Annotated in this window: 23 protein-coding genes; 11 read left to right on the top strand and 12 right to left on the bottom strand. The window is 65.8% G+C overall.

The features are described from left to right. Positions 1-62: 62 nt before the first annotated feature. The 4 genes from A1D30_RS17915 to coaBC all read right to left on the bottom strand — a co-directional run bounded on the left by A1D30_RS17915 (position 63) and on the right by coaBC (position 2,941). Positions 63-569: a glycine zipper 2TM domain-containing protein gene (locus A1D30_RS17915; RefSeq protein ID WP_063462078.1), complete on the bottom strand. Its 507-nt coding sequence runs from the start codon at positions 567-569 to the stop codon at positions 63-65. 207 nt (positions 570-776) lie between these two features. Continuing rightward, the gene (gene dut, locus A1D30_RS17920; RefSeq protein ID WP_063462079.1) at positions 777-1,223 is read right to left on the bottom strand and encodes a dUTP diphosphatase; all 447 of its coding nucleotides are present in this window, start codon (positions 1,221-1,223) and stop codon (positions 777-779) included. Positions 1,224-1,225: 2 nt separating this feature from the next. Continuing rightward, entirely contained in the window at positions 1,226-1,696 is a 471-nt protein-coding gene (locus A1D30_RS26480; RefSeq protein WP_242421933.1) for a hypothetical protein, read from the bottom strand. 21 nt (positions 1,697-1,717) lie between these two features. Further along, positions 1,718-2,941 (bottom strand): bifunctional phosphopantothenoylcysteine decarboxylase/phosphopantothenate--cysteine ligase CoaBC, encoded by a 1,224-nt coding sequence (gene coaBC, locus A1D30_RS17930; RefSeq protein ID WP_063462080.1) that lies wholly within the window; start codon positions 2,939-2,941, stop codon positions 1,718-1,720. A gap of 91 nt (positions 2,942-3,032) precedes the next feature. Between coaBC and A1D30_RS17935 the strand changes: the two genes are divergently transcribed. From A1D30_RS17935 to A1D30_RS17960, 6 genes are all read left to right on the top strand, one after another. After that, on the top strand, positions 3,033-4,691 hold the full coding sequence (locus A1D30_RS17935) for a CTP synthase (RefSeq protein ID WP_063462081.1): 1,659 nt from the start codon (positions 3,033-3,035) through the stop codon (positions 4,689-4,691). Between the two features lie 12 nt (positions 4,692-4,703). Beyond that, positions 4,704-5,558 carry a 3-deoxy-8-phosphooctulonate synthase gene (gene kdsA, locus A1D30_RS17940; protein ID WP_063462082.1) on the top strand — a complete coding sequence of 285 codons (855 nt, stop codon included), beginning with the start codon at positions 4,704-4,706 and terminating at the stop codon, positions 5,556-5,558. A gap of 17 nt (positions 5,559-5,575) precedes the next feature. Continuing rightward, positions 5,576-5,881, top strand: coding sequence for a DUF1330 domain-containing protein (locus tag A1D30_RS17945; RefSeq protein ID WP_063462083.1), 306 nt, complete (start codon positions 5,576-5,578; stop codon positions 5,879-5,881). Between the two features lie 25 nt (positions 5,882-5,906). Further along, positions 5,907-7,193 (top strand): phosphopyruvate hydratase, encoded by a 1,287-nt coding sequence (gene eno, locus A1D30_RS17950; protein WP_063462084.1) that lies wholly within the window; start codon positions 5,907-5,909, stop codon positions 7,191-7,193. Between the two features lie 34 nt (positions 7,194-7,227). Further along, positions 7,228-7,506, top strand: a complete 279-nt coding sequence (locus tag A1D30_RS17955; protein ID WP_063462085.1) for a septum formation initiator family protein — start codon at positions 7,228-7,230, stop codon at positions 7,504-7,506. Positions 7,507-7,584: 78 nt separating this feature from the next. Then, positions 7,585-8,109: a hypothetical protein gene (locus A1D30_RS17960; RefSeq protein WP_131798482.1), complete on the top strand. Its 525-nt coding sequence runs from the start codon at positions 7,585-7,587 to the stop codon at positions 8,107-8,109. A gap of 19 nt (positions 8,110-8,128) precedes the next feature. Here the strand turns inward: A1D30_RS17960 and A1D30_RS17965 are convergent, their stop codons facing one another. From A1D30_RS17965 to A1D30_RS17975, 3 genes are all read right to left on the bottom strand, one after another. Next, the gene (locus tag A1D30_RS17965; protein ID WP_063462087.1) at positions 8,129-8,641 is read right to left on the bottom strand and encodes a CZB domain-containing protein; all 513 of its coding nucleotides are present in this window, start codon (positions 8,639-8,641) and stop codon (positions 8,129-8,131) included. Positions 8,642-8,867: 226 nt separating this feature from the next. Beyond that, positions 8,868-9,860 carry an Hsp33 family molecular chaperone HslO gene (locus tag A1D30_RS17970; RefSeq protein WP_063462088.1) on the bottom strand — a complete coding sequence of 331 codons (993 nt, stop codon included), beginning with the start codon at positions 9,858-9,860 and terminating at the stop codon, positions 8,868-8,870. 47 nt (positions 9,861-9,907) lie between these two features. Continuing rightward, the gene (locus tag A1D30_RS17975) at positions 9,908-10,432 is read right to left on the bottom strand and encodes a gamma carbonic anhydrase family protein (RefSeq protein ID WP_063462089.1); all 525 of its coding nucleotides are present in this window, start codon (positions 10,430-10,432) and stop codon (positions 9,908-9,910) included. Between the two features lie 115 nt (positions 10,433-10,547). Between A1D30_RS17975 and A1D30_RS17980 the strand changes: the two genes are divergently transcribed. The 3 genes from A1D30_RS17980 to A1D30_RS17990 all read left to right on the top strand — a co-directional run bounded on the left by A1D30_RS17980 (position 10,548) and on the right by A1D30_RS17990 (position 14,106). Then, positions 10,548-11,351, top strand: a complete 804-nt coding sequence (locus tag A1D30_RS17980) for a ferritin-like domain-containing protein (RefSeq protein ID WP_063462090.1) — start codon at positions 10,548-10,550, stop codon at positions 11,349-11,351. Positions 11,352-11,454: 103 nt separating this feature from the next. Further along, on the top strand, positions 11,455-12,723 hold the full coding sequence (locus tag A1D30_RS17985; RefSeq protein WP_063462091.1) for an HDOD domain-containing protein: 1,269 nt from the start codon (positions 11,455-11,457) through the stop codon (positions 12,721-12,723). A gap of 102 nt (positions 12,724-12,825) precedes the next feature. Beyond that, a complete protein-coding gene (locus tag A1D30_RS17990; RefSeq protein ID WP_063462092.1) occupies positions 12,826-14,106 on the top strand; it encodes an HDOD domain-containing protein in 1,281 nt (426 codons plus the stop codon). 91 nt (positions 14,107-14,197) lie between these two features. Here A1D30_RS17990 and A1D30_RS17995 read toward each other — a convergent pair whose 3' ends face one another. The 4 genes from A1D30_RS17995 to A1D30_RS18010 form a co-directional block, all read right to left on the bottom strand. Continuing rightward, positions 14,198-15,187 (bottom strand): tripartite tricarboxylate transporter substrate binding protein, encoded by a 990-nt coding sequence (locus tag A1D30_RS17995; protein WP_063462093.1) that lies wholly within the window; start codon positions 15,185-15,187, stop codon positions 14,198-14,200. Between the two features lie 36 nt (positions 15,188-15,223). Then, entirely contained in the window at positions 15,224-16,186 is a 963-nt protein-coding gene (locus A1D30_RS18000) for a tripartite tricarboxylate transporter substrate binding protein (protein WP_063462094.1), read from the bottom strand. A gap of 66 nt (positions 16,187-16,252) precedes the next feature. Next, positions 16,253-17,152 (bottom strand): site-specific tyrosine recombinase XerD, encoded by a 900-nt coding sequence (xerD, locus tag A1D30_RS18005; RefSeq protein WP_063462095.1) that lies wholly within the window; start codon positions 17,150-17,152, stop codon positions 16,253-16,255. Between the two features lie 77 nt (positions 17,153-17,229). Then, positions 17,230-18,195, bottom strand: a complete 966-nt coding sequence (locus A1D30_RS18010) for a tripartite tricarboxylate transporter substrate binding protein BugE (RefSeq protein ID WP_063462096.1) — start codon at positions 18,193-18,195, stop codon at positions 17,230-17,232. A 126-nt stretch (positions 18,196-18,321) separates the two neighbouring features. Between A1D30_RS18010 and A1D30_RS18015 the strand changes: the two genes are divergently transcribed. Further along, the gene (locus tag A1D30_RS18015; protein WP_063462097.1) at positions 18,322-19,227 is read left to right on the top strand and encodes an AEC family transporter; all 906 of its coding nucleotides are present in this window, start codon (positions 18,322-18,324) and stop codon (positions 19,225-19,227) included. Further along, positions 19,224-19,910: a GDSL-type esterase/lipase family protein gene (locus tag A1D30_RS18020; protein ID WP_063462098.1), complete on the top strand. Its 687-nt coding sequence runs from the start codon at positions 19,224-19,226 to the stop codon at positions 19,908-19,910. The genes A1D30_RS18015 and A1D30_RS18020 overlap by 4 nt, the downstream gene beginning before the upstream one ends. An 83-nt stretch (positions 19,911-19,993) precedes the next feature. On the opposite strand, the gene queG is transcribed toward A1D30_RS18020, so the two are convergent. After that, positions 19,994-21,040 (bottom strand): tRNA epoxyqueuosine(34) reductase QueG, encoded by a 1,047-nt coding sequence (queG, locus tag A1D30_RS18025; RefSeq protein WP_063462099.1) that lies wholly within the window; start codon positions 21,038-21,040, stop codon positions 19,994-19,996. Between the last annotated feature and the right edge of the window lie 11 nt (positions 21,041-21,051).

Raw genomic sequence — 21,051 nt, forward strand, 5'->3', positions numbered from 1 at the left:
CAAACGGGCGCTCTGAAGAAATTCAGAGCGCCCGTTTTCCTTGGGCCCTTCAGCCCTTCAACTCAAAGGCGCGAGATCTGGCCGTTGTACAGGCGCACACGGTCACCAATGCGCAAATCGCCCGGGCTGCTCACGTCGTACACGCGGTAACCGCCCTGGTCCAGATGCACGGACAGGCGGTAACCCTGTACGTATTCCTGGTTGTTGCGCCCCTCGATGGCATTGCCCGCCACGGCGCCCCCGAGCACGCCCACTGCCGTCGCTGCCGCGCGGCCCGAGCCCTTGCCCACCTGGTTGCCCAGGACGCCGCCAACCACCGCACCGAGCACAGCCCCTGCGCCGGAGGTTTGCCCCTGAGAACGCCCCTGCATCACCTCGATGTTCGACACGCGGCCATACTCGGTGCCCACCGGGTTGTTGGGATAGGCGGGTGCGGTCTGGTAGCCGCTGGAATAGCCCCCCGAGTACTGGGGAGCGGGCGCCGGGCGGTTGTGGCCACAGGCGGCCAAAGAGCCAGCCAGGACAACAACGCCAACAATGGTGAGAGGGCGGCGGGTGAATTGCAGCATTTCAATCTCCTGAAGTCGTGAGAGCCAGCCTGGGGCAAAGTGCCAACGCAAGGCACACAGCAGGCGCCCCAGACACATGGTTGATTGGAACAACGCGGCAGGGTTCTGCTGCGTAGACACATGGCCCCATGCCGTGTCGGTAACAGACACGCAAAAAAGTAAGCGCCGTCTTACAAATGCCGCGCCAACCGGGTGGCGCTGTGGACTTCAGGCCTTGCCCGTCGAGCCGTAGCCGCCCTCACCCCGCTCGGTGGCTTCAAACTCGGTGACGACGTTGAACTGCGCCTGCACCACCGGGACGATGACCAGCTGGGCGAGGCGCTCCATCGGCTCCAGCGTGAACGCCACGCTGCTGCGGTTCCAGGCACTCACCATGAGCTGCCCCTGGTAGTCGCTGTCGATCAAACCCACGAGGTTGCCCAGCACGATGCCGTGCTTGTGGCCCAGGCCGGAGCGCGGCAAGATCAGGGCCGCATAACCCGGGTCCTTGATGTAGACGGAGATGCCGGTAGGCACCAGTTGCCATGCATTGGGCTGCAAGGTGAGCGGCGCATCGAGGCAGGCCCGCAGGTCCAGGCCAGCACTGCCGGGCGTGGCATAGGTGGGCAGTTGGTCCGCCATGCGCGGATCCAGAATCTTCACGTCAATCTTCACGGTTATTTCTTCTTTCCAGTTGTGCGCTGCTGGGCCACTTGCCGCAGCCGCTCCTGCAAAGGCTCCACGCCTGATGCGGCCCCAAAGGCTGCGGATGATAGGGCCTTGGGAGCCACGTCGATCAAACGCCCCAACCCCCACCAGATGGCTGCCATGACCGCAAGCCCTGGCAACGACCCTTGGCTGAACATGAACAGCGCCACCCCGTGCAAGACAATCAACACCAGCAGCACGGCGCGCACCGCACGCACAACGCCCAGCAAAGGCTTCAGAACCAGCGCGAGATCCGGCGGACCGGACTGGGGCGCCGAGCGCCCTGCGCCTGTTGCTGCGGGCTTCTGGGCGGCGGTGGAGCCAGGTGCTGGGGTCTGCGCGCCTCGGGCAGGTGCTGGCGCAGTCAGCCGTTCCACATAACGCGCAAAGTCGCCATCGGGCGGCGTGTCCCATTCAGGCTTGGTAGCACCCGTCTTCATACAGCCTCCCGGCAAAGACCCCTACGACCCCAGGGGCGGCAACCGCGCCGCAATCTCCCCCATCAGTTGCTGGGCCAGCACGCGTTTGGAGGCCCGGGGCAGCTCGCGGTGCCCCTGGGCATCCACCAGCAACAAGGCATTGTCATCCTGCCCGAAGGTGGCCGGGCCGATATTGCCCACCAGCAGAGGCACCCCTTTGCGCACACGCTTGGCCGTGGCGTGGGCCAGCAGGTCATGGCTTTCGGCCGCAAAGCCCACGCAGAACAGGTCGCCCTGCAGGGCGTGCGATGACTTGGCGACCGTGGCCAGGATGTCCGGGTTCTCGACAAACTCCAGGCTAGGCGTCTGGCCCGAGCCATCTTTCTTGATCTTCTGTGAGGACTGGCTGGCGGGCCGCCAGTCCGCCACGGCGGCCGTGGCAATGAACACCGATGCCGCCTGCACATACCGCTGCACCGCCGCCAGCATCTCCTGGGCCGACTGCACGTTCACACGCTGCACCCCACGGGGCGTAGGCACATGCACGGGCCCGGCCACCAGCGTGACATCCGCGCCCGCCTCGCGGGCAGCACGCGCGATCGCAAAGCCCATTTTTCCGCTCGACAGGTTGGTGATGCCCCGCACCGGGTCAATGGCTTCAAAGGTGGGGCCCGCCGTCACCAGCACCCGGCGCCCAGCCAAAGTCTTGGGGGTGAAGAAGGCGATCAGCTCCTCGAGCAGCTCCCCTGGCTCCAGCATGCGGCCATCGCCCGTTTCGCCACAGGCCTGGTCGCCATTGCCCACGCCCAGCACCACCGCGCCATCTTGCGCCACCTGAGCCAGGTTGCGCTGGGTGGCAGGATGGGCCCACATTTCGCGGTTCATGGCGGGGGCCAGCAGCAGGGGCACCTGCTGCGCCGGGCGGGCCAGGCACAACAGGCTGAGCAACTCGTCCGCCCGACCTTGCACCAGCCGCGCGATGAAGTCGGCGCTGCAGGGCGCGATCAGGATCGCATCGGCCTCGCGGCTCAGGTTGATGTGGGGCATGTTGTTGGGCTCGCGGGCATCCCATTGCGAGCCGTACACCGTGCGGCCAGACAGCGCCTGCATGGTGACCGGCGTGATGAATTGTTCAGCCGCCTCGGTCATCACCACCTGCACGGTGGCGCCCTCCTTAATGAGCTGGCGGCACAGATCGGCCGCCTTGTAGCAAGCCACGCCCCCACTCAAACCCAGAACAATGTGTTTGCCAGCAAGCTCATTCATGGGGCGAATTTAGCAGACGGGGGTGACCCTGCCGCCGGGGGTGTCGCCGGGGTGCCATCTATAATCCCAATTTCCCACCACCAAAAAAGACATGACCAAATTTGTCTTCGTCACCGGCGGTGTGGTGTCTTCCCTCGGTAAGGGAATCGCCTCAGCCTCCCTTGCCGCGATCCTCGAATCGCGGGGACTCAAAGTCACCCTCATCAAGCTTGACCCCTACATCAACGTAGACCCGGGCACCATGTCGCCGTTCCAGCACGGCGAGGTTTTTGTGACCGACGACGGCGCAGAAACCGACCTGGATCTGGGCCACTACGAGCGTTTCATCGAAACGCGCATGAAGAAAACCAACAACTTCACCACGGGCAAGATTTACCAGTCCGTGCTGGAGAAGGAACGCCGCGGCGACTACCTGGGCAAGACCGTGCAGGTCATTCCCCATGTCACCAACGAAATCCAGGAATTCATCAAGCGCGGCGCCGGCATCGGCACGCCCGATGCCGTGGATGTGGCCATTGTCGAAATCGGCGGCACGGTGGGTGACATCGAATCGCTGCCGTTCCTGGAAGCCGTGCGCCAGATGAGCCTGCGCATGGGCCCGAACAACGCAGCCTTCGTGCACCTGACCTACCTGCCCTGGATCGCTGCAGCGGGCGAGCTCAAGACCAAGCCCACCCAGCACACCGTGCAGAAGCTGCGCGAGATCGGCATCCAGGCCGACGCCCTGCTGTGCCGTGCCGACCGCCGCATCCCTGAAGAAGAGCGCGCCAAGATCTCGCTGTTCACCAACGTGCCCGAATGGGGCGTGATCAGCATGTGGGACGTGGACACCATCTACAAGGTGCCGCGCATGCTGCACGAGCAGGGCCTCGATGGCCTGATCTGCGACAAGCTGCGCCTGAACACCCCGCCCACCAGCCTCAAGCGCTGGGACGATCTGGTGTATGAAACCGAACACCCCCAGGGCGAAGTCACCATCGCCATGGTTGGCAAGTATGTGGACCTGTCGGACAGCTACAAATCGGTCAATGAGGCTCTGCGCCACGCCGGCATGCGCAACCATGTGCGTGTGAAGATCGACCACGTCGATTCCGAGACCATCGACAGCGCCGACGCCGCCGCCAAGCTGGCCCAGTACGATGCCATCCTGGTACCCGGCGGCTTCGGCCAGCGCGGTGTGGAAGGCAAGATCGCCACGGCCCAGTTTGCCCGCGAGCGCAAGGTGCCCTACCTGGGCATCTGCCTGGGTATGCAGGTAGCCACCATCGAATACGCGCGCCATGTGGCCGGCCTGGCCAACGCCAACAGCACCGAGTTCGACCCCACCACACCCCACCCCGTGATCGCGCTGATCACCGAGTGGAAGGACGCGGACGGCACGATCAAGAAGCGTGACGAGAACTCCGACCTGGGCGGCACCATGCGCCTGGGCGCACAAAGCTCCGATGTATCCAAGGACACATTGGCGCACACCATCTATGGCGACGTTGTGACCGAGCGCCACCGCCACCGCTACGAAGCCAACGTGAACTACCTGGACCAGTTGCGCAAGGCGGGCCTCGTGATCTCGGCCCTGACGCAGCGCGAGCAGCTCACCGAGATTGTGGAGCTGCCTCAGGCCGTGCACCCTTGGTTCATCGGGGTGCAGTTCCATCCCGAGTTCAAGTCCACGCCCTGGAACGGCCACCCGCTGTTCAACGCCTTCATCAAGGCCGCAGTGGAACACCAGCAAGCCGCGAAAAAAGCCTAAGGGGACATCACCATGCAGCTGTGCGGATTCAACGCAGGCCTGGACCAGCGATTTTTCCTGATCGCGGGCACCTGCTCCATTGAAGGCCTGGAAATGTCGCTCGACGTCGCAGGCCAGCTCAAGGAAGCCTGCGCCCCGCTGGGCATTCCGCTGATCTACAAGGGCTCGTTCGACAAGGCCAACCGCTCTTCCGGTACCAGCAAGCGCGGCGTGGGCATCGACGCTGGTCTCAAGATCCTCGACGAAGTGCGCCGCCAGCTGCAGCTGCCCATCCTGACCGACGTGCACGACACCTCGCACGTGGCCGAGGTGGCCAGCGTGGTGGACGTGCTGCAAACGCCTGCCTTCCTGTGCCGCCAGACGGATTTCATCCGCGCCGTGGCGCAGTCGGGCAAGCCGGTCAACATCAAGAAGGGCCAGTTCCTTGCGCCCTGGGACATGAAGAACGTCATCGACAAGGCCCGCGCTGCTGCCGCCGAAGTCGGCCTGTCGGAAGACCGCTTTCTGGCCTGCGAGCGCGGCGTGAGCTTTGGCTACAACAACCTCGTGGCCGACATGACCAGCCTGGCCGAGATGCGCAACTCTGGCGCACCGGTGGTGTTTGACGTGACCCACTCGGTGCAAAAACCCGGCGGCCTGGGTGCCGTGAGCGGCGGCGCGCGCGACATGGTGCCGGTGCTGGCGCGTGCCGGCGTGGCCGTGGGCGTGGCAGGCCTCTTCATGGAAACCCMCCCCCGCCCCGCCGAGGCCTGGTCGGACGGCCCCAACGCCGTGCCGCTCAAGCACATGAAGGCGTTGCTCGAAACGCTGGTGGCGCTCGACGACGTGACCAAGAAAAACGGCTTTCTCGAAAACAACTTTCAGTGAAACCTACGGAGCTCTCTATGACCCCCGCCTACATCATCGTGGACATGAAGGTGTCCAACCCGGAGCAGTACAAGGAATACATGGCAGCCGCCCCGGCGGCGGTCAAGGCCCATGGGGGCGAGTATCTGGTGCGCGGCGGCAAATTCGAAACCATCGAAGGCAACTGGACGCCCGCCCGCGTGGCCATGCTGCGCTTTCCCAGCTTTGATGCTGCCAAAGCCTTCTATGACGCCGAGATGTACCGTGCCGCACGCGCCAAGCGCGAAGGCGCTACAGAGTTTTTCAATATGGTGTTGGTCGAAGGCGTGAGCGCCCCGGTCTGACTCTCTATCTACCTAAAGGAAGTAAATGAGCGCAATCGTTGACATCGTAGGCCGCGAAGTGCTGGACAGCCGCGGCAACCCCACCGTCGAATGCGACGTGCTGCTGGAATCGGGCGTGATGGGCCGCGCCGCCGTGCCTTCGGGCGCCTCCACCGGCAGCCGTGAAGCCATTGAAATGCGCGACGGCGACAAGAGCCGCTACCTGGGCAAGGGCGTGCTCAAGGCCGTGGAGCACATCAATACCGAGATCAGCGAAGCCGTGCTGGGCCTCGATGCCTCCGAGCAGGCCTTCCTGGACAAGACGCTGATCGACCTCGATGGCACCGAGAACAAGGGCCGCCTGGGCGCCAATGCGATGCTGGCCGTCTCCATGGCCGTGGCCCGCGCTGCCGCCGAAGAGTCTGGCCTGCCCCTGTACCGCTACCTGGGCGGCATGGGCAGCGTGCAATTGCCCGTGCCCATGATGAACGTGATCAATGGCGGCGCACACGCCAACAACAGCCTGGACCTGCAGGAGTTCATGATCATCCCCGTGGGTGCGCCGACCTTCCGCGAGGCCGTGCGCTGGGGTGCCGAGGTGTTCCATGCCCTGAAGAAGATCCTGCACGACAAGGGCATGAGCACGGCCGTGGGCGACGAAGGCGGCTTTGCCCCCAGCGTCGAGAACCATGAAGCAGCCATCCGCCTGATCCTGCAAGCCATCGAAGCCGCTGGCTACACGGCCGGTGAACAGATCGCCCTGGGCCTCGATTGCGCCGCGAGCGAGTTCTACAAGGACGGCCACTACGTGCTCGAAGGCGAAGGCGGCCTCAAGCTCACCGCCCAGCAGTGGACGGACATGCTGGCCGCCTGGGTGGACAAGTACCCGATCATCAGCATCGAAGACGGCATGCACGAAGGCGACTGGGACGGCTGGAAGCACCTGACCGAACGCCTGGGCGACAAGGTGCAGCTGGTGGGCGACGACTTGTTCGTGACCAACACCAAGATCCTGAAGGAAGGCATCGACAAGCGCATCGCCAACTCGATCCTCATCAAGATCAACCAGATCGGCACGCTGACCGAAACCTTCGCAGCCATCGAGATGGCCAAGCGCGCAGGCTACACCGCCGTGATCTCGCACCGCTCGGGCGAAACCGAAGACAGCACCATTGCCGACATCTCGGTGGGCACCAACGCGGGCCAGATCAAGACCGGCTCGCTGTCGCGCTCGGACCGCATCGCCAAGTACAACCAGCTGCTGCGCATCGAGGAAGACCTGGGCGAAATCGCACAGTACCCCGGCCGCGCTGCGTTCTATAACTTGCGCTAAGCCCCGGCAACTCCTCGCCTGAGCGAGCCCCGCCATGGTCTCCCGCATCGTCCCCGTCATCCTGCTGGCATTGCTGGGGGCGCTGCACGCCCAGCTCTGGCTGGGGCGGGGCAGCGTGCCGCGCGTCAACGAGATGCAGCGGCAGATCGATGCCCAAAAGGCGGCCAATGACCATGCCCGCCAGATCAATGCCCGCCTGACCTCCGAGGTCCACGACCTCAAGGAAGGGCTGGACATGGTGGAAGAAAAAGCACGCAGCGAATTGGGCATGGTACGGCCCAACGAGGTCTACGTGCAGTTCACGCCCCGCTGAGCGGCTGAACAGCCCTGAACCCTCTTTTTCCCAGCGCGGCACTGGCTGCCAAGCCCGTCTCCTCGCGCTCCGCTGTCCGTGCCCACGCCCCCTGCCCCCTTGCCCTCGATTGCCTTGTTGGGTGCCCCGCACACGGGCGCCGAGGCACTGGCCCGGGCGCTGCGGGCGCGCATCCCGCCTGTGTCGGCGCAGATTGTGGTGGTACCCGCCGCGCTGGCAGCCCCGCCACAGGCGCAACCCGCGCCCACGCTCCCCGCCGCCACACTGACATTGCTGATGGGCATGGACCTGCCCTGCCCGGCCGAGGACCGCGCCACCCAGGAAGCCTTTGACGCGCAGCTGCGCCTGGCGCTGCAGGTTGCGGGTGTGACGTACCGGGTGATCTACGGGCAGGGCGACACGCGGGTAGCGAATGCACTGAGTGCTATTAAATCAATAGCTACAAACACTTACCCAACAGGCGGCAACGAGGTATTTGATGTAGAAAACGGGATGCACACCCAGCGGCTGCGCGCCTGGAACTGCGAAAAATGCAGCGACCCTGTCTGCGAACACCGCCTGTTCACCTCCCTGGTGGACAAACGGCAGGTGCGCCCGGACTGAACCTTCAGGCTCTCAGCCCTCACCGGGCGTTGATCCCGTCCTCTGCCAGTGAGCGCACCAGCCCGCGCTGCAGTTCCTTCATCAGCAGCACCACCTGGCTGGAGCCATAGCGGTAGCCGCCGTTGAGCACCTGCACCGCCTTGTCCCATTCGCCTTGCTGGGCCAGCTCGACCAGGGTGGCGGCCTGCTCATGGAAATACTGGTAGCGCGCCACCAGCAGTGGAAACGCCGGTTGGTCTCCCAGCACCTCGCCCCCCACGCCCTGCAGCCAGCGGCCCAGCACGCTGTGGTCCACGCGGCGTATCAGGGCCGGGTCCAGCCCGACGGTGGTGCGGCCCTCCAGGTAGTCCATCAGGCGGGCTTTCCAGCGTTCATGGGCGTTGATGGCGGCATCAATGTCCAGGGTGGCCAGCAGGCTGTCGCCACGGCGCGAGTCGAGCGCTGCTGCGCTGTCGAACAGCACCTGGGCGGGCGCGGCAGCAACAGCCGGAACGGCACGGCGGACTCCCAGAACGCGACGCAGTAACTCCATGACACCCTCGGAACAGGTTTTCTCAGATCCATCAGCGGCGATATGCCGCTGCCACAGCGCACGCGGCGCCCCTGCCCCGCGCTGCTGCCGGAACAGGCGCCGCGCGATGGCCCATGAATCTTAGGCGGGGATGGAGAAATCGAATGTCAACGATGGTCAGCCGTACAGGGGGCCTGCAGGCAACCTTGGCACCCCTGCAGAAGGCTGCGTGACCGGCCCCCGGGGCTTACTGGACGCCCGTGGGCCCCGGCGGCTGGCTGGCGGCGGGCGAGACAAAAATCTGCGCCGCATCCACCGCATCGAACCGGTACTGCTGGCCGCAGAACTCGCAGCCCACCTCAATGTCGTCGCGCTCGGCGAGGATGCTCTCGGCCTCTTCCGCACCCAGGTTGCGCAGCATGTTGCTCACGCGTTCACGGCTGCAGGTGCAGGCAAAACGCGGGCCGCTGGCACCCTGCTGCGGCTCGAAGCGCAGCAGCTTTTCTTCCCAGAACAGGCGGCGCAGGATGGTGTCCACATCCAGCGTCAACAACTCTTCGCGGGTCAGGCTCGCGGCCAGGTGCGCAATGCGGTTGTAGTCCTCGTTGCGGCCGATCTGGTCTTCGTTCTCGCGGTGCGAGAGGCCCGCAGCCAGGTTGCCCTCGCCCTTGATGGGCATGCGCTGGATCAGCAGGCCTGCTGCCACCTGGTCGTTGGCACCCAGTACCAGGATGGTGTCGAGCTGCTCGGACTGCAGCATGTAGTGCTGCAGCACGTCCGACAGGCGTTCCAGCTTTTCGTGGTGGTCGCCGTGCAGCGGCACCACGCCCTGGTAGGGCTGCTGGCCGGGGTGGCGGTCCTTGGGGTCCAGCGTGATGGCGCAGCGGCCACCGCCGCCCACGTTGACCATCTGGCTCAGCTTCGCATCCGGCAGCACCTCGCCATTCACGGTGGCCGTGGCGCGCAGACTCAGGTCGGACTGCACCTCGGCCACGGCCAGCTTCACGGGGCCGTCGCCAAACACCTGCAGCACCAGCGCACCGTTGAACTTGATGTTGGACTGCATGAGCACCCCCGCCGCCGCCATCTCGCCCAGAAGCTCGCTCACGGGCGCGGGGTAGGCGCCCGTGCTGGTGTTGCTGGCGCGGCGGCGCAGGATTTCGGTCCAGGCATCGGTCAGGCGCACGATCATGCCGCGCACAGGCAGGCCATCAAAAAGAAACTTGTGGAGTTCAGACACGCAGGGGTTCCAGGAAAAATGAGGTGGCAGGCGGCGGCGATGCCCGCTCAGCCGATCTTGTGCAGGCCGCTTCGGAAGCGGCGCGCATTGTCGATGTAGTGTTGGGCGCTTTGGCGCAAGCCCTCGATCTGCTCGGGCGTGAGTTCGCGCACGGCCTTGGCAGGGCTACCGATGATCATGGAACCATCGGGAAACTCCTTGCCTTCGGTGACCAGCGCACCCGCGCCCACCAGGCAGTTTTTACCGATCTTGGCGCCGTTGAGCACCACGGCGCCGATGCCGATCAGCGACTCGTCGCCAATGGTGCAGCCATGCAGCATGACCTGGTGGCCCACCGTCACGCGCTCGCCCACCACCACGGGCTTGCCAATGTCGGCGTGCAGCACGCTGGCGTCCTGGATGTTGGAGCCCGCGCCGATGGTGATGCTCTCGGTGTCGCCCCGGACCACGGTGCCAAACCACACGCTGGCGTCTTCGCCCAGCACCACGTTGCCCATCACCTGCGCGCTGTCGGCCACCCAGGCCGATGCGGGCACCTGGGGCGCCACGCCATCGAGTTCATAAATCGCCATGCAAAAGTCTCCGTGGGGGGCAGGCATCGGGGCCTGCATTTGGGAATGGGGGAAGCGCCAACCGGCAGCACCCTGCAGCTGCGGGCACCGTTGGCAACGGCCTAGAATTGTAAGGATGGAGCTTCGCCAACGTGCACTGCAGGTCTTGTGCCTCGCAGACCCTGAACAAAAAGCGGCCGCTGCGCTGGACCTGTATGCCCAAGCAGCTACGCTTTCAATAGCAGAAAACACCCCCACCCCGCCCGAGGGCGCAACGGACCTGCCTGGCCGCCCCGCGCGGCCGGAACTGCGGCGCCACACAGATGTGGCCCGGCGCTCCCCCGCCACCCCCGAAGGCCGCGCGGTGCTGATCCACGCGATTGCCCACATCGAGTTCAACGCCATCAACCTGGCGCTGGATGCGGTCTGGCGCTTTGGCGGCATGCCACAGGCCTACTACCTCGACTGGATGCTGGTCGCAGCCGAAGAGGCGCAGCATTTCCGCCTGCTGCGCGACCACTTGCGCAGCCAGGGGCATGACTACGGCGACTTTCCGGCCCACCAGGGCCTGTGGACCATGTGCGAGAAGACGGGCCACGACATCCTGGCCCGCATGGCCCTGGTGCCGCGCACGCTGGAGGCGCGGGGGCTGGACGCCACGCCCCAGATCCAGGCCAAGCTGCGCCAGGTGGGCACGCCCGACGCGCTGGCCGCCGTGGCCATTCTGGACACCATCCTGCGCGACGAGGTGGGCCATGTGGCCATCGGCAACCACTGGTACCGCTGGCTGTGCGAACGTGCGGGGCACGACCCCGAAACCCACTATGGCACCCTGGTCGCACAATACGAGGCACCGCGCCTGAAGCCCCCGTTCAACGAAGCCGCCCGCCGCAAGGCCGGTTTTACCGACAACGAACTGCGCTGGCTGCAGCAGCTCTGATCTTCTGGTTACAGCCGACCTGGCACGGGCTTCTAAAATTCGCTGTGCAGGCCGCCTCAAGCCACCGCTGACACCGGCCCCCTCTTTCTTCCATACTCCCGCCATGACTTCACCCACCACACCCGGGCTCTCCCTCACGCCCCCGCCCCCCGGCAACCAGTCTTCGGTCGCCATGATTGCGCGGCAGGCCATCGTGAACGCGCAGCAGGTGGTAGTGGGCTACGAGCTGTTCAACCGCTCGCGCAGCGGCGCAGCGCACACGGCGGCCACCGACGTGATCCTGGTCTTCACAGCGCTTTCGCATGCGGGCACCGAAGAGCTGGTGGGCAAGAAGCTCATCTTTGTGAACTGCACGCACGAAAGCCTCTCGGGCGGCCACCTGGAGCTGGTGGACCCTGACAAGGTGGTGCTGGAGATCCCCCCCCTGGGCCATGCCGCTGCCGAAGAAGTCGCCACCCGCATGCCCATCCTGGCCGAGCTGCGCAACCGGGGCTTTCACCTGGCGTTCAACCACACCGTGCTGCAGTCGGCCTATGCGCCCTGGCTGCCGCTGGCCGACTACATCAAGCTCGACCTGTCGGTGCTGGCGCCGGACCAGCTGGCGGTGCTCATCAGCTACGCGGGGCGCAACTCCCAGGCCGAGCTGATCGCAGAGAAGGTCGAAACCGCCCAGCAGTACGACATGGTGTCGAGCCAGGGCGTGCAGATGTTCCAGGGCTACTGGTTTGCGCGCCCCTCGCTGGTCGAGGCCAAGCTGCTCGCCCCTTCGCAGGCCAGCATCATCGAACTCATCAACCAGGTGCGCAAACAGGCGAGCACCGACGACATCGAGGAAACCCTCAAAAAGGACGCGGGCCTGGCCTTCAACCTCATGCGCCTGATCAACTCGGCAGGTTTTGGCCTGTCGCGCGAGATCACCTCCTTCCGCCAGGCGGTGATGCTCATGGGCCTGAAAAAGCTGTTCCGCTGGGCGGCGCTGCTGCTCACGGCCTCGCGCGCCGGGGGCACGCCCTCGTCCGTGGGCCAGACGGCCGTGGTGCGGGGCCGCCTCATGGAGTTGCTGGCGCTGGAGACCCTGCCCGCTGAAGAAGCCGACCAGGCCTTTGTGGTGGGCATCTTCTCGCTGCTCGATGTGATGCTCTCCATGCCCATGGAATCTGCCCTGGGCCTGCTGAACGTGCCCGAGCCCGTGGCAGCGGCCCTGCTGCGCCGCGAAGGCTTCCTCGGCGACCTGCTCACCCTGGCCGAAGCCTGCGAGTCGAGCGACGATGCCGTCTTTGACCGCACGGCAGGGCTGCTGCACCTGACCAGCCAGCAAATCAACTTTGCCCACCTGCAGGCGCTGGCCTGGGCGGACCACCTGGGCGACTGACGCGGCCCCTGGCAGCGCTGCTGTGCTGCCATCCATTGGTTCGCGGCAGGGCCACGGGGGTCTAGAATCGCCAGGAATCAGCCTTTCACTACAGCAGACCCCATGTCGAGCACACCTGAACAAGACACCCCGGACGCTGCATCCCCAGCGGTGGAGCCGGTGGACGAGAACCTCGCCATCATTGCCCGCCAGGCCATCGTGGACGAAAGCCGAGCGGTTTATGGCTACGAGCTGTTCGACCGCTCCACAGCCTCCGACTCGCACACCGCTGCCAGCGACGCCGCCCTGCTGTTCAACGCCCTGTCGTACGCAGGCACCGAGGCCCTGGTGGGCAAAAAGACGGTGTTCATCAACTGCACGCACGACAGCCTCTCCGGCGGCCACCTGGAGCTGATCCACCCCGAAAAGGTGGTGCTCGAAGTCCCGCCCCTGCCCGATGGCGCCACGCCGGAAGAAATCGAAGGCCGCCTGCCCACGCTGGAGGCGCTGCGCACGCGCGGCTTCCGCCTGGCGTTTGACCAGCAGGCCCTCAAGCGCGCCTACACCAGCTGGCTGCCCCTGGCAGCCTTCATCAAGCTGGACATGCAGGCCTTCAAGCCCGAGCTGGCCGCGCCGCTGGTCAAATTTGCCACCACCCACAGCAAGGCCACCCTGGTGGCCGAAAAGGTCGAGACTGCCGAGCAGTACGAGCTGATGAAGGGCCTGGGCGTGAAACTGTTCCAGGGCTACTGGTTCGCCCTGCCCTCGCTGGTCAAGGCCACCACCATCCGGCCCTCGCAGGCCACGATCATCCAGCTCATCAACCTGGTGCGCAAACAGGCCAGCACGGCCGAAATCGAAGACCTGCTCAAGAAAGACCCCACGCTGTCTTTCAACCTGCTGCGCTTCATCAACTCGTCGGGTTTTGGCCTGTCGTGCGAGATCACCTCGTTCCGCCACGCGGTGATGATCCTGGGCCTGAAGAAACTTTTCCGCTGGGCGGCCCTGTTGATGACCACCTCGCGCGCGGGGGGCGCGCCACCCGCCGTGGGCCAGACCGCCGTGGTGCGTGGCCGCCTGATGGAATTGCTGGCTGCCGAGCTGCTGCCACCCGAAGAATGCGACAACGCCTTTGTGGTGGGCGTGTTCTCGCTGCTGGACACCATGCTGGGCGTGCCGCTCGAAAAGGCACTGGAGTCCGTGGCCCTGCCCGAGCCCGTGATGGACGCGCTGCTGCGCGGCACCGGTGTGTTCGCCCCCTTCCTGGAGCTGACCAAGGCCTGCGAAAGCGGCGACGAAGTGGCCTTTGCCAAGAACGCCGATGCGCTGCACCTGTCCAACCGCCAGGTCAACTGGGCCCACCTGCAAGCGCTGACCTGGGCTGAAAGCCTCAACGAGGAGTGACACCCCTGCCTGCAGCGCGTATTTGCCGCTGCCCCAAGCAAAAGGGCCCTGGTCATCCAGGGCCCTTTTTTCGTTCACGAGGGAGCGCGTATCAGTTGCTGGCCTGGATCCCCGCCGCACGGATGATGCGCGCATTGTTCTCCGACTCCTGCGCGATCTGGCGTGCAAATTCGGCCGCTGTGCCGCCAGTGGGCACGTTGTCGGTGGCTTCGAGCTTGCTGCGGATGTCGGGCAGGGCCAGCGCCTTGTTCACCTCGGCATTGATGCGGGCGAGCACGGCCGCAGGCGTCTGCGCTGGCGCATAGATGCCAAACAGCGATGACAGGTTGGCGGCGGGCTGGCCCAACTCGGCCAGCGTGGGCACCTGTGGCAGCGAATCAAGCCGCGCGGGTGCGCCCACCGCCAGCGGCTTGAGCTTGCCCGCCTGGATGTGCTGCAGCACAGCCGGGCCCGCGTTGGTGGACAGCACCTCGTACTGCCCGCCCAGCGCGTCGTTCATCTGCTGGCCACCGCCCTTGTAGGGCACATGCGTGATCTGCACCTGGCTCTTGCCCGCAATCTGCTCCAGCATGATGTGGCCCAGCGACGCCTGCCCCGAAGTCGCCCAGCGCACGGCCCCGGGCTTCGCCTGCGCGGTGGCCAGCAAGTCCTTGAAATCCGTGGCCTTGCTGGCCGAGGTGCCCAGCAGCAGCACGGGCGAATACATCACGCTCACCACCGGGGCGATGTCCTTTTGCGGGTCAAACGGCGACTTGCCCAGGTGCGGGTTGAGGGCCAGCGGGCTCACTGCCGCAAAACCCAGGGTGTAGCCATCGGGCGCGGCCTTGGCCACGGCATCCACACCAAGGCTGCCACTGGCCCCGGCCTTGTTCTCGATGACCACCGGCGTGCCCAGCTGCACGGCCAGCTTGTCAGCCAGGGCGCGCGCCACGTTGTCGCTCACGCCACCCGCCGGGTAGGCCACCACGATACGGATGGGTTTGGCTGTGGGCCAGGATTGCGCCGAAGCCATGGCCGGTGCCAAAGCCAGTGCGGCGGCGGCAAGGAGGAAGCGGCGGGACAGCGGGGGTAAGTTGGTCATCGTAAAGAAGCCGCCATCGGGCGGTCGGTGAATCCATCAATCGAGTTCGAGCTTGCGCTCGCGGATGAGCCTGGCCCATTTCTCGTTTTCGCCCTTCACGAAGCTGAAGAACTCCACAGGGCCCAGCGAATGTACTTCGGAACCCGTGGACGCGAACTTGGCCTTCACGTCCGCCTGCGCCAGCACCTTGGCCAGTTCGGCAGCCAGCTTGTCCACCACCTCCTTAGGCAAGCCGGCCGGGCCTACCAGGCCCTGGAAGCCCACCGATTCCATAGCGGCAAAGCCCTGTTCGCCCACCGTGGGCACATCGAGCAGCTGCGGGTCCCGCCGGGGCCCGGTCACGGCCAATGCCTTGAGTTTGCCGCCCTTGATCTGCGGCAGCAGCACAGGCCCCGCATCGATGAGCAGCTGCGTCTGGCCGCCAATCAGGTCCTGCACCGCTGGTGCGCTGCCCTTGTACGGCACATGCGTCACGTCGAGGCCGGTGGCCTGGTTCATGAGTTCGCCGTTCAGGTGGGTGGACGTGCCCGCGCCGCCCGAGGCGAAGTTCACCTTGCCAGGGTTGGCCTTGGCCCAGGCCACCCAGTCCTTGAGGTCCTTGGCAGGGTGGTCGGGCCGGGTCACGGCGATGTAGCTGCCCTGGCTGATCTGGCCGATGTAGCTGAACTGCTTGAGCGGCTCATAGGGCATCTTGCGCTGCAGGTAGGGCGCGATGGCAAACGGCCCGGTGTTGGCGAGCAGGAGGGTGTAGCCGTCCGGCGCAGCGCGCGTGAGCTCTGTGGCGGCCAGCATGCCGCCTGCGCCGGGCTTGTAGTCCACCACAATTTGCTGCTTAAGCGCCTCCTGCAGCGGCACCTGCACCGTGCGGGCGGCAAAGTCGATGCCACCGCCCGGCGGATACCCCACGATGAGACGGATCGGCTTGGCCGACGGCCAGCCCTGGGCCATGGACAGGGTGGCCAACCCCAGCAGCAACGCACCTGCAACCAGTTTTTTCATGCTCTTGTCTCCTTGTGTTGTTGTGAGGAATCCAGACTTGGGCCCTCCATCTGCATCCATCTCCCATCATCCACGCGGATGGTGCTGCGCGTGCAGCGACTTGAGCCGCTCGCGCGCCACATGGGTGTAGATGGTGGTGGTGGAGATGTCGGCGTGGCCCAGCAGCAGCTGCACCACGCGCAGGTCCGCGCCATGGTTGAGCAGGTGGGTGGCAAATGCGTGGCGCAGCGTGTGCGGGGACAGCGGCACGGTAATGCCCGCCACCTGCGCCCATTTTTTGACGATGACCCAGAACATCGCCCGCGTCATGCCGCTGCCGCGCTGGGTCACAAACAGGTCATCGGTCTGCTGCCCGCCCAGGATGGCGCCGCGCGCCTCGTGCAGGTAGCGCTCCAGCCAGGCGCGCGCCTCGTCGCCAAACGGCACCAGGCGCTCCTTGCTGCCCTTGCCCATCACACGCAGCACGCCTTCGTTCAGCCCGAGCTGGAAGGTCTTGAGCGTGACCAACTCCGTCACGCGCAGGCCGCTGGCGTACATCAGCTCCAGCATGGTGCGGTCGCGCAGGCCCAGGGGGTTGCCCAGATCGGGTGCGTTCAGCAGCGCCTCCACCTGGGCTTGCGATAAGGTCTTGGGCACCCGCAGGGGCTGGCGCGCGGCCTGCAGCCGCAGCGTGGGGTCGGCCGAAATGCGCCGCTCGCGCAGCGCCCAGTGGAAATAGCGGCGCAGCACCGTGAGCCGCCGGTTGGCCGAGGTGGCGCGCGTCTGCGCGTGGCGCGCCGCAAAGTAGGCGTTGAGGTGCAGCTCGGCCGTGTCGTCCAGCGCCAGCACGGGCTCCTGGGCTGCCAGCCACTGCGCGTACAGCGTCAGATCGCGCCGGTAGGCCGCCAGCGTGTTGCGCGAGAGGCCGTCCTCCAGCCACAGGGCATCCACAAAGGCATCGATCGCGTTCAGGCTGGCGGCAAGCATGCAAAAACGATAGCACGTAAAAAAGCCGCCCGGGCGAAGGGGCGGCTTTTCGAAGTGATGGATGGAGTGTGCAGCGCTTATTCGAGCGTCAGCTTCTGCTTGACCACCACATCCTTGTAGACCGCAAACTCGGCCTTGATCTGCTCGGCAAACTGCTCGGGCGTGTTGCCGATCACGAGGGAGCCGGTGTCTTCGATGCGCTTTTTCACGGCCGGGTCTTGCAATGCCGTGCGCACAGCGGCGTTGATCTTGTCCACCACGTCCTTGGGCAGGCCCTTGGGGCCCACGATGCCGTAGTAGGCCATGCGGTTCACCGGCTCCAGGCCCAGTTCCTTGAACGTGGGCACATTGGGCAGGGCCGCCACGCGCTGGGGCGCGGCCACCACGATGGGCACCAGGCGGTTTTCTTTGATGAACGGCAGGGCCGAAGGCAGGTTGTCAAAAATCATGGGCACCTGGCCCGCCACCGTGTCGTTCAGGGCCGGGCCCGCACCGCGGTAGGGGATGTGGGTCACAAAGGTGCCCGAGAGGTTCTTGTACAGCTCCATCTGCAGGTGGCCGATGCCGCCCGTACCGGAGGACGAGTACGAATACTTGCCGGGCGACTTCTTGACCTCGGCCACAAAGGCCTTGTAGTCCTTGGCCGGGAAGCTGGGGTGCACCGCAATGATGTTGGGGGTGGCCGCGATGTTGATGATGGGCGTGAAGTCCGTCAGCGGGTTGTACGGCGTCTTGGGGTTGATGGCGGGGTTGGCGGCCGTGGTGGACACGGTGGCCACGCCCAGCGTGTAGCCGTCGGGGGCCGAGCGGGCCGTTTCGGCCGCACCCACGATGCCGCCGCCACCGGCCTTGTTCTCCACGATCACGCTCTGGCCCAGGGCCTTGCCCAGCGGGTCGGCGATCACGCGCGCAATGATGTCGGTGGTGCCACCGGGTGCAAACGGCACCTGCAGCTTGATCACCTTGTTGGGATAGCCTTGGGCGGCAGCGGTGCCTGCTGCGGCAGCCAGTACGGTCAGCGCGAGCCATTGACGACGATGCATGGAGTTCTCCTTCGTGCGGGTAACAAACAGCGCCGATGGTATGCGCAACCGCCACGTTGGCGCCCTGCGGATTCCACATAAGGGCTAACCCCAAGGCATTGCCGCGCATCAAGTATTCTCGGCAGCGTGAACTACGCCCAGCTCCTGCTCCCCGACTTCTCCCTCATCCTCTGCGGCTACCTCATCTGCCGCTACACCGCCCTCAACCGCTCGGTCTGGCAGCCGGTGGAAAGCCTGGTGTACTACCTGCTCTTCCCGGTGCTGCTGTTCCAGTCCATCGTCAAAAGCCCCGTGGACATCAGCGCCGCGTCGGGGCTGATCGGCGCGGGCATGCTGTCGGGCGTGATTGGCATCGCGCTGGCCTACAGCCTGCCGCATTGGCCGTGGCTGGGCAAGCGCATCGATGCGCGCGACCATGCGGCCAGCGCACAGGTGGCGTTCCGTTTCAATTCCTTCATTGGCCTGGCGATTGCCGAGCGCCTGGCGGGCACGCAGGGCCTTTTGATGATTGCGGTGCTGATCGGCGTGTGTGTACCGCTGTTCAACGTGGCGGCCGTGTGGCCCATGGCACGGCAGGGCCAGCACAGTTTTGCGCGCGAGCTGGTGCGCAACCCGCTGATCATCGCCACAGGGTCCGGCCTGGCGGCCAACCTGCTGGGCTTTCAGATCCCCGAGTGGGCCGTGCCCACGGTCAGCCGCATCAGCGCTGCGTCGCTGGCGCTGGGTCTGATGGCCGCAGGCGCCGGCCTGCAGTTTGGCCTGCTCACGCGCGGCAAGGCGCTGAGCGTGGCGGTGCTGTCCATCCGCCACCTGGTGCAGCCCCTGCTGGCCTTTGCGCTGGCGCGGCTGTTTGGGTTGGACCCGGTGCAAACCACCGTGCTGCTGGCCTTCTCGGCCCTGCCCACGGCATCGACCTGCTACGTGCTGGCCGCCCGCATGGGCTACAACGGGCCCTATGTGGCAGGGCTGGTGACGCTGTCCACATTGCTGGGCGTGGTGAGCCTGCCTTTTGCCCTGGGGTTTCTGCGATGACCGATTTTCTGCACCCTGACCTTCGCGCAACACAAACAAGCCAAGCGCGGCGGCGCGCACTGCTGGCCAGCCTGGCGGCCATGGCCCTTGCGCCCCTGGCCGCCTGCGGGCGCAAGCCACCCCGCGCGCAGGCGCTGCCCGCCGGGGCCACGGTGCTGGCGCTGGGCGACTCGCTGACCTCGGGCGTGGGCGCATCGACCGACACCGCCTACCCCGCCCTGCTACAGCGCCTGACGGGCTGGAAGGTGGTCAACGGCGGTGTGTCGGGTGACACCTCGGCCCAGGCGCTGGCGCGCCTGCCCGGCCTGCTGCAACAACACCAGCCTGCGCTGGTCATCGTGAGCATAGGCGGCAACGACTTTCTGCGCCGCCAGAGCAGCGCCACCACCCGCACCAACGTGCAGCGCATCTGCGCCGACGCGCGCGCCAGCGGCGCCCAGGTGCTGCTGGTGGCCGTGCCCGAGCTGTCGCTGATGGCCGCCGCAGGCCGCCTCAGCGACCACGCGCTGTACGAAGAGGTGGCCGGGGAGTTGAAGATTCCCCTGCACAGCAAAGGCTGGTCGGGGGTGCTGGCGCAAGACCGGCTGCGGTCCGACCAGATCCATGCCAATGCGGCGGGTTACGAGCAGTTTGCGCAGGGGCTGGTGGAGACCCTCAAAACCACCGGATTGCTCGTGCAGTAGTACCGCAGGTGCTCTACACCCCAATAGCTATTATTTTGATAGCTTAAAGCGCTTATCCATCGCGCGCAGAGGCCGGTTTTTATTCATATTTCCAGTGCCCAGGCCACATGCTCGCGCACCAGGGCGCTCGGGTCTTCAGCACGCGCCTGCAATGCGGCGCGCACCGCGCCATCGCCTGTCGCCCGCAGCGCATTGCCCAGCGCCACCGCCACATTGCGCAGCCAGCGCTCGTGCCCGATGCGGCGGATGGGGCCACCCTCGGTCATGCGCAAAAAGGTGGGCTCGTCCCACGCAAACAAATGCACCAGCTGCTGGCCCGCCAGGCCCTTGCGCTCGTCAAAGTCGGGCAGGCGGCTGACCTGGGCAAATTTGTTCCAGGGGCAGATGAGCTGGCAGTCGTCGCAGCCGTAGATGCGGTTGCCCAGCAGCGGGCGCAGCTCCAGCGGGATCGGCCCCGCATGCTCGATGGTGAGGTACGAGATGCAGCGCCGCGCGTCAATGCGGTGCGGCGCGATGATGGCCTGTGTGGGGCAGATGTCGATGCATGCGCTGCAGCTGCCGCAGTGCGCGGTGACGGGCGCGCTCTCGGGCAGCGCCATGTCCACATAGATCTCGCCCAGAAAGAACATCGACCCCGCCTCACGGTTGAGCACCAGCGTGTGCCTGCCGCGCCAGCCCTGGCCGCTGCGTGCGGCCAGCTCGGCCTCCAGCACCGGGGCCGAGTCGGTGAACACGCGGTGGCCAAACGGGCCAATGGCCTCGGCAATGCGGTCGCTGAGTTTTTGCAGCCGCGCGCGCAGCACCTTGTGATAGTCCCGCCCCCGGGCGTAGACCGAGACGATGCCCTCCTGCGGGCGGGTGAGACGCGACAGCTCGTGGGCCTGCCAGCCCTGGGCCGCGCCGTTCCCGGTATCGCGCGGCAAATAATCCATGCGCGCCGTGATCACGCTCACGGTGCCGGGCACCAGCTCGGCCGGGCGCGCGCGCTTCATGCCGTGGGATGCCATGTAATGCATCTCGCCATGGAATCCCTGCGCCAGCCAGGCCGAAAGCCCGGGCTCTGCAGCGGACAAGTCCACCCCCGCCACGCCGATTTGGGAAAATCCCAGCTCGCGGGCCCACTCCTGCATTTGAGGAACGA

Source organism: Acidovorax sp. GW101-3H11 (assembly GCF_001633105.1).
Taxonomy (GTDB): domain Bacteria; phylum Pseudomonadota; class Gammaproteobacteria; order Burkholderiales; family Burkholderiaceae_C; genus Acidovorax.

What these genes read in the sequence shown, in the direction of transcription:
- A1D30_RS17955 (WP_063462085.1), top strand. Translation starts at nt 7,228, where the DNA reads ATGGTCTCCCGCATCGTCCCCGTCATCCTGCTGGCATTGCTGGGGGCG.
- A1D30_RS17975 (WP_063462089.1), bottom strand. Translation starts at nt 10,432, where the DNA reads ATGGCGATTTATGAACTCGATGGCGTGGCGCCCCAGGTGCCCGCATCG.
- A1D30_RS18020 (WP_063462098.1), top strand. Translation starts at nt 19,224, where the DNA reads ATGACCGATTTTCTGCACCCTGACCTTCGCGCAACACAAACAAGCCAA.
- eno (WP_063462084.1), top strand. Translation starts at nt 5,907, where the DNA reads ATGAGCGCAATCGTTGACATCGTAGGCCGCGAAGTGCTGGACAGCCGC.
- A1D30_RS17935 (WP_063462081.1), top strand. Translation starts at nt 3,033, where the DNA reads ATGACCAAATTTGTCTTCGTCACCGGCGGTGTGGTGTCTTCCCTCGGT.
- A1D30_RS17915 (WP_063462078.1), bottom strand. Translation starts at nt 569, where the DNA reads ATGCTGCAATTCACCCGCCGCCCTCTCACCATTGTTGGCGTTGTTGTC.
- A1D30_RS26480 (WP_242421933.1), bottom strand. Translation starts at nt 1,696, where the DNA reads ATGAAGACGGGTGCTACCAAGCCTGAATGGGACACGCCGCCCGATGGC.
- A1D30_RS17980 (WP_063462090.1), top strand. Translation starts at nt 10,548, where the DNA reads ATGGAGCTTCGCCAACGTGCACTGCAGGTCTTGTGCCTCGCAGACCCT.
- A1D30_RS17945 (WP_063462083.1), top strand. Translation starts at nt 5,576, where the DNA reads ATGACCCCCGCCTACATCATCGTGGACATGAAGGTGTCCAACCCGGAG.
- A1D30_RS18010 (WP_063462096.1), bottom strand. Translation starts at nt 18,195, where the DNA reads ATGCATCGTCGTCAATGGCTCGCGCTGACCGTACTGGCTGCCGCAGCA.
- coaBC (WP_063462080.1), bottom strand. Translation starts at nt 2,941, where the DNA reads ATGAATGAGCTTGCTGGCAAACACATTGTTCTGGGTTTGAGTGGGGGC.
- xerD (WP_063462095.1), bottom strand. Translation starts at nt 17,152, where the DNA reads ATGCTTGCCGCCAGCCTGAACGCGATCGATGCCTTTGTGGATGCCCTG.
- queG (WP_063462099.1), bottom strand. Translation starts at nt 21,040, where the DNA reads ATGCAGGAGTGGGCCCGCGAGCTGGGATTTTCCCAAATCGGCGTGGCG.
- A1D30_RS18000 (WP_063462094.1), bottom strand. Translation starts at nt 16,186, where the DNA reads ATGAAAAAACTGGTTGCAGGTGCGTTGCTGCTGGGGTTGGCCACCCTG.
- A1D30_RS17995 (WP_063462093.1), bottom strand. Translation starts at nt 15,187, where the DNA reads ATGACCAACTTACCCCCGCTGTCCCGCCGCTTCCTCCTTGCCGCCGCC.
- A1D30_RS17965 (WP_063462087.1), bottom strand. Translation starts at nt 8,641, where the DNA reads ATGGAGTTACTGCGTCGCGTTCTGGGAGTCCGCCGTGCCGTTCCGGCT.
- A1D30_RS17990 (WP_063462092.1), top strand. Translation starts at nt 12,826, where the DNA reads ATGTCGAGCACACCTGAACAAGACACCCCGGACGCTGCATCCCCAGCG.
- A1D30_RS17985 (WP_063462091.1), top strand. Translation starts at nt 11,455, where the DNA reads ATGACTTCACCCACCACACCCGGGCTCTCCCTCACGCCCCCGCCCCCC.